Annotated in this window: 4 protein-coding genes; all 4 read right to left on the bottom strand. The window is 66.4% G+C overall.

What is annotated here, in order from left to right:
• Positions 1 to 100 precede the first annotated feature (100 nt).
• Positions 101 to 1,477, bottom strand: a complete 1,377-nt coding sequence (locus ACFW0H_RS24835; RefSeq protein WP_422916510.1) for an L-serine ammonia-lyase — start codon at positions 1,475 to 1,477, stop codon at positions 101 to 103.
• Positions 1,478 to 1,683: 206 nt separating this feature from the next.
• Positions 1,684 to 4,548, bottom strand: a complete 2,865-nt coding sequence (gene gcvP / locus ACFW0H_RS24830; RefSeq protein ID WP_459077331.1) for an aminomethyl-transferring glycine dehydrogenase — start codon at positions 4,546 to 4,548, stop codon at positions 1,684 to 1,686.
• Positions 4,549 to 4,557: 9 nt separating this feature from the next.
• A complete protein-coding gene (gcvH, locus tag ACFW0H_RS24825; protein ID WP_422916508.1) occupies positions 4,558 to 4,935 on the bottom strand; it encodes a glycine cleavage system protein GcvH in 378 nt (125 codons plus the stop codon).
• A gap of 541 nt (positions 4,936 to 5,476) precedes the next feature.
• A complete protein-coding gene (locus ACFW0H_RS24820; RefSeq protein ID WP_422916507.1) occupies positions 5,477 to 7,000 on the bottom strand; it encodes a sigma-54-dependent transcriptional regulator in 1,524 nt (507 codons plus the stop codon).
• Between the last annotated feature and the right edge of the window lie 19 nt (positions 7,001 to 7,019).

Below are 7,019 nucleotides of genomic sequence, written 5' to 3'. Positions count from 1 at the left end.
TCTCCTTCGGGAGCTGCAAGCTTCAAGCGGCAAGCCGCAAGAAGGCAGCGAAACAGTGATTTCTACTTGAAGCTTGTGGCTTGCCGCTTGCCGCTGTGCTTCAGCATTCGATGATGTTCACGGCGAGGCCGCCGCGGGCGGTTTCCTTGTACTTGCTCTTCATGTCGGCGCCGGTCTGGCGCATGGTGCGGATCACCTTGTCCAGCGAGATGAAGTGCTGGCCGTCGCCGCGCAGGGCCATGCGCGCGGCGTTGATGGCCTTCACCGAGCCCATCGCGTTGCGCTCGATGCAGGGCACCTGGACCAGCCCGCCGACCGGGTCGCAGGTCAGCCCGAGGTTGTGTTCCATGCCGATCTCGGCGGCGTTCTCCACCTGCTGCGGAGTGCCGCCGAGGACTTCGCAGAGCGCGCCGGCGGCCATCGAGCAGGCCACGCCGACCTCGCCCTGGCAGCCGACTTCGGCGCCGGAGATGGAGGCGTTCTCCTTGTAGAGGATGCCGATGGCGGCGGCGGTGAGCAGGAAGCGCTCGACGCCGTCGTCGTTGGCACCGGGGACGAAGCGGCTGTAGTAGTGCAGCACCGCCGGGACGATGCCGGCCGCGCCGTTGGTGGGCGCGGTGACCACGCGGCCGCCGGTGGCGTTCTCCTCGTTCACCGCCAGCGCGTAGAGGTTGACCCAGTCAAGCACCGAGAGGCTGTCGCGCAGGTTGGCTTCCGGCTGTTCGCTGAGCTGGCGGTAGAGCGCGGCGGCGCGGCGCCTGACCTTCAGCCCGCCGGGCATGATGCCTTCCTTGCGGCAGCCGGTCTTCACGCAATCCTGCATCACCTGCCAGATCTTCATCAGGCCGGCGCTGGTGTCTTCCGGGCTGCGCCAGGCTTTCTCGTTCTCGCGCATCAGGTCGCTGATGGACAGTCCGGTGGCCGTGCAGTGGGCGAGCATGTCCTTGGCGGTCTTGAACGGGTAGGGCAGCGGCGTGCGGTCTTCGACGATGCGATCGAGCCCGGCGGCTTCCTCGTCCACCACGAAACCGCCGCCCACCGAGTAGTACTCGCGCGAACGGATCTGGATACCGGCGTCGTCGAAGGCGCGGAAGATCATGCCGTTGGGGTGGTAGGGGAGCGGCTTGCGAATCATCGCCAGGTGCTCCTTCTCCACGAAGTGGACCGGCTTGTCGCCGCCCAGCAGCAGTTCGCCGCGCTGGCGGATGCTCGCCAGGCGTTCGTCGACGCTTTCGGTATCCACGGTATCCGGCTGTTCGCCTTCCAGGCCCAGCAGCACGGCCTTGTCGCTGCCGTGGCCCTTGCCGGTGGCGCCGAGGGAGCCGTACAGCTCGACTTTCAGGCTATGGGTATCGTCCAGCAGATTTTCCCGGCGCAGGCCCTCGACGAAGCGCGCGGCGGCGCGCATCGGGCCCACGGTGTGGGAACTGGAGGGACCAATGCCGATCTTGAACAGGTCGAAGACACTGAGGGACATGTCGCGCTCCTGAGCGTGTGCTCGGCTCTTTCTTATTAGTCAGCGTAGACAGCTCGGCGGATCAGGCGCCAAGGCCCGACCGCCGAGCAGTCATGTCCTGCCAGGGTTCCTGTAGGAGCGAATTCATTCGCGAAGGGCTGCGCAGCAGCCCCCTGGAACCTCGATCGCGAATGAATTCGCCCCCACAGAGATCACTCCAGCGGCGGTCAGGCGTCCTGGTAGGCCTCGATGGACGGGCAGGCGCAGACCAGGTTGCGGTCGCCGTAGACGTTGTCCACGCGGCCCACCGGCGGCCAGTACTTGCCGTCCACCAGGCTGGCGGTCGGGTACACGGCCAGCTCGCGGCTGTAGTGGTGGGTCCAGTCGCCGACCAGCTCGGCCGCGGTGTGCGGGGCGTTCTTCAGCGGGTTGTCGTCCTTGTCCAGCTCGCCGTTCTCCACCGCACGGATTTCCTCGCGGATGCGGATCATGGCCTCGCAGAAGCGATCCAGCTCTTCCTTCGACTCGCTCTCGGTGGGCTCGATCATCAGGGTGCCGGGCACCGGGAAGGACATGGTCGGCGCGTGGAAGCCGTAATCGATCAGGCGCTTGGCGACGTCGTCGACGCTGATGCCGCTGGTTTCCTTGAGCGGACGCAGGTCGAGGATGCACTCGTGGGCCACCAGGCCGTTGCTGCCGGTGTAGAGCACCGGGTAGTGCTCCTCCAGGCGGCGGGCGATGTAGTTAGCGTTGAGGATCGCCATCTGAGTGGCGCGACGCAGACCCTCGCCGCCCATCATGCGGATGTACATCCAGGTGATGGGCAGGATGCTGGCGCTGCCGAAGGGCGCGGCGCTCACGGCGCCTTCCTTGCGCGCCATGTGCGCGTGGCCGGGCAGGAAGGGCGCCAGGTGCGCCTTCACGCCGATCGGGCCGACACCCGGGCCGCCACCGCCGTGGGGGATGCAGAAGGTCTTGTGCAGGTTCAGGTGGGACACGTCGCCACCGAACTGGCCCGGGGCGCAGAGGCCGACCATGGCGTTCATGTTGGCGCCGTCGATGTACACCTGGCCACCATTGGCGTGGATGATCTCGCAAATCTCGCGGATGCCTTCCTCGAACACGCCGTGGGTGGACGGGTAGGTGATCATCAGCGCGGCGAGGCGGTCCTGGTGCTCTTCGGCCTTGGCCTTGAGGTCGGCGATGTCCACGTTGCCGCGGGCGTCGCAGGCGGTCACCACCACGCGCATGCCCACCATGCTGGCGGTGGCCGGGTTGGTGCCGTGGGCCGATTGCGGGATCAGGCAGATGTCGCGCTGGTCGTCGCCACGGCTGAGGTGGTAGGCGCGGATGGCCAGCAGGCCGGCGTACTCGCCCTGGGAGCCGGCGTTGGGCTGCAGGGACACGGCGTCATAGCCGGTGGCCTTACAGAGCATGGCCTCCAGCTCGGTGGTCAGCTCCAGATAGCCGGCGCTCTGCTCGGCGGGGGCGAAGGGGTGCAGGGCACCGAACTCGGCCCAGGTCACCGGGATCATCTCGCTGGCGGCGTTCAGCTTCATGGTGCAGGAGCCCAGCGGGATCATGCTGCGGTCCAGCGCCAGGTCCTTGTCGGCCAGCTTGCGCAGGTAGCGCATCAGCTCGGTTTCCGAGTGATAGCGGTTGAATACCGGGTGGCTGAGGATGGCCGACTGGCGCAGCAGCGCGGCCGGCAGGCGGCTGGCGACGCTGGCGGCCAGTTCGGCGAAGGCGGGCAGGGCCTGGCCGTCGGCGAAGATCGCCCAGAGTTGCTCGACGTCGGCCTGGGTGGTGGTCTCGTCCAGGGACAGGCCGAGGCGGTTGGCGTCAACGATGCGCAGGTTGATGCGCTGGGCGCGGGCCTTGGCGTGCAGTTCGGCGGTCTTGGCGCCGGTGGCCAGGGTGAGCGTGTCGAAGAAGGATTCCTGCTCGACACTGATGCCCAGCTTGGCCAGGCCCTGGGCCAGGATCGCGGTCAGCTGGTGCACGCGCTTGGCGATGCGGGTCAGCCCCTGCGGGCCGTGGTAAACGGCGTACATGCTGGCGATGTTGGCCAGCAGCACCTGGGCGGTGCAGATGTTGCTGGTGGCCTTCTCACGGCGGATGTGCTGCTCGCGGGTCTGCATGGCCAGGCGCAGGGCCGGCTTGCCGTGGCGGTCGATGGACACGCCGACCAGGCGGCCGGGCATGTCGCGCTTGAAGGCGTCGCGGGTGGCGAAGTAGGCCGCGTGCGGGCCGCCGAAGCCCAGCGGCACGCCGAAGCGCTGGGCACTGCCCAGGGCGACGTCGGCACCGAACTCGCCGGGCGGGGTCAGCAGGGTCAGCGCCAGCAGGTCGGCGGCCACCGCCACCAGGGCGTTGGCGGCGTGGAAGCGCTCCACCAGCGCGCGGTAGTCGAAGATGTCGCCATTGGCGGCCGGGTACTGCAGCAGGGCGCCGAAGTAGGCGCTGGCGTCGGTGATTTCACGCTCGTCGCCGATCACCACCTCGATCCCCAGCGGCTCGGCGCGGGTGCGCAGGACGTCGAGGGTCTGCGGGTGGCAGTGCTGCGAGGCGAAGAAGGCATTGCTGGCCTTGTTCTTCGCCAGACGCTTGCAGAAGGTCATGGCTTCGGCGGCGGCGGTACCTTCGTCCAGCAGGGAGGCGTTGGCCACCGGCAGGCCGGAGAGGTCGCTGACCAGGGTCTGGAAGTTCAGCAGGGCTTCCAGGCGGCCCTGGGAGATTTCCGGCTGGTAGGGGGTGTAGGCGGTGTACCAGGCCGGGTTTTCCAGCAGGTTGCGCAGGATCGGGCTGGGGGTGTGGCAGGGGTAGTAGCCCTGGCCGATGTGGCTCTTGAACAGCTGGTTCCTGGCGGCGATGGCCTTGATCGCGGCGAGGGCTTCGGCCTCGCTCTGGCCGGCCGGCAGGTCGAGCACGCTGGTGCCCTTGATGCTGTCAGGGATGACGCTGGCGGTCAGGGCTTCGATATCGGCATAGCCCAGAAGCTGCAGCATGGCCTGGATATCGGCGTCGCGCGGGCCGATATGGCGGGCGATGAATTCGTTGGCGGTGCCGAGGGCCGGGGTTTCGATGCTCATGGTCATTCCTCAGCCGTTGGCTTTCAGCAGGTTTTCGTAGCCGGCCTGGTCGAGGAGGCCGTCGAGGACGCTGGCGTCGGCCAGCTGCATGCGGAAGAACCAGCCCTTGCCCAGGGGTTCTTCGTTGACCAGCTCGGGGCTGTCCACCAGTTGGTCATTGATTTCCACCACCTCGCCGTCCAGCGGCATGACGATGTTGCTGGCGGCCTTCACCGATTCCAGTACGGCGACTTCCTCGCCCTTGGCGTAAGCCTGCAGTTCCGGCAGCTGGACGAAGACCACGTCGCCCAGCGCGTCCTGCGCGTACTCGGTAATGCCGACGGTGACGCGACCGTCTTGTTCAAGGCGCAGCCATTCGTGGTCGGCGGTGAAACGCAATTCGCTCATCTTTGGTCCTCAACTCGTATGACGCGCCTGTTTCTTCTGCCAGGCGCTTAGCCCCGCACGCGGTCATTGCCGCGCGCCGTAGCCCGCCCATTAGCAAGGGCAGTGCCAGAAGGCTGCATGCCTTGTAAATCAAGGCTTTGAGGTGTTTTCTGAAGAAAGTGGCTGAAATGGCGTGTAGCGAAATCGCTACAAGGTGGGGAGGGTTTTGCCGAGGACTGGGTGCGGACTCAGGCGTGGCGGGGGTTCTGGGGGCTTGTTGCGGAATCGTTACGCTGTAGCGATATCGCTACGGATTGTCGTTATCATTCATATAAGTCTATGTGAAACAGTATGTTGTAGGTATTTCGTGACAAATTAAGTGAAGAATTGGTGTGCCCCGCTTCCTTGTAGGGGCGAATTCATTCGCCAAGCAGGCCGAAGGCGTGCCCTTCGTGCCACCAAGGGGGCAGCTACGCTGCCCTTGGCGAATGAATTCGCCCCTACAGGCGGCAATTAAAACCTATATATTTCAATATGATAGAAGATAAACGAAGAATCAGCTTCAGCTCTTGCCCGGGATCCCGTACTTGCGCAGTCGGTGGGCGATGGCGGTATGGGAGGTCTGCAGGCGCGCGGCCAACTGGCGGGTCGAGGGATAGGTGACGAAGAGCTTTTCCAGCAATGCCCGCTCGAAGTTCTCCACGGCCTCTTCCAGGCTGCTCACCTCGCCATCGCGTTCCCGCGCCACCGCGGTGCCGGCGATATCCAGGTCGCCGATCTCCACCAGGCTGCTTTCGCAGATGGCGGCGGCGCGGAAGATCACGTTCTGCAGCTGGCGGACATTGCCCGGCCAGCGGTTCGCCAGCAGCGCCTGGAAGGTGCCGGGAGCCAGGCGGCAGGCCGGGCGCTGGATCTGGGTGCAGGCCTGCTGCATGAAGAAGCGCGCCAGCAACAGGATGTCCTGGCCGCGCTCGCGCAGGGGCGGCACTTCCAGGTTGAGCACGTTGAGGCGGTAGAAGAGGTCTTCGCGGAAGGCGCCTTCGCTGACCATTTTCTCCAGGTCGCGGTGGGTGGCGCTGAGGATGCGCACGTCCACCTTGATCTCGCGATCGCCGCCCACCCGGCGGAAACTGCCGTCACTGAGGAACCGCAGCAGCTTGGCCTGGAGGTAGGGCGACATTTCGCCGATCTCATCGAGGAAAACCGTGCCCTGGTGAGCCAGTTCCAGCAGGCCCGGCTTGCCGCCGCGCTGGGCGCCGGTGAAGGCCCCCGGGGCATAGCCGAATAGCTCGCTTTCGGCCAGGTTCTCCGGCAACGCGGCACAGTTCAGGGCCAGGAACGGCTGGTTGCGGCGGGTGCTGGCCGCGTGGCAGGCACGGGCCACCAGCTCCTTGCCGGTGCCGGTTTCGCCGCCGATCAGCAGCGGCGCATCCAGGGACGCGACCCGCTGGGCGCGCGCCTTGAGGGTGGCCATCGGCGCCGAGTCGCCCAGCAGGGCATCGAAGCCTTCGGCGGCATGATCGTGATGCAGGGCCGAGAGGCGCTCGCCGATGCGATTGGGCTGATAGAGGGTGAGCAGGGCGCCGGCCAGTTGGTCACCCTCGGTAATGGGCACCGCATCCAGCAGCAGTGCCTGGCCCTTGAGGGTGATTTCCCGCAGGGGCAGGCGGAAATCCTGCTCCAGCAGGGCGCGGTGCAGCCTGTCGTCACCGAACAGCTGCGCCAGGATCTGGCCTTCGGGCTCGGAGCCGTAGAGCGCGATCAGCGCCGGGTTGGCCAGGAGGACACGGCCATCGCCGTCCACCGCCAGCACCGGGTCGCTCATGGCGGCCAGCAGCGCATCCAGCTGCAGGCGCCGGCGTTGACCGGGGAGGATGTCCACCACCTTCACTTCCTGTACGCCGTGCACGGCATGCAGGGCTTCGCGCAATTCGTCGAGCACCTCGGGGCTGAGGGTGGGGGCGTCGATATAGACGTTGGGCGGCACCATTTCCACCGCGTCCAGGTTGAGATTGCGGCCACCGAGCAGGGCCAGGACCTCCTGGGTGATGCCGACGCGGTCGATGAAGGTGACGTGAATTCGCATGGAAACGCAGGGCTGGCGG

This window comes from Metapseudomonas cellulosilytica (genome assembly GCF_049334135.1).
Lineage (GTDB): Bacteria > Pseudomonadota > Gammaproteobacteria > Pseudomonadales > Pseudomonadaceae > Metapseudomonas.
Note: the sequence above shows the minus strand (reverse complement) of the source record. Positions and strands in the feature narration are given on the sequence as shown.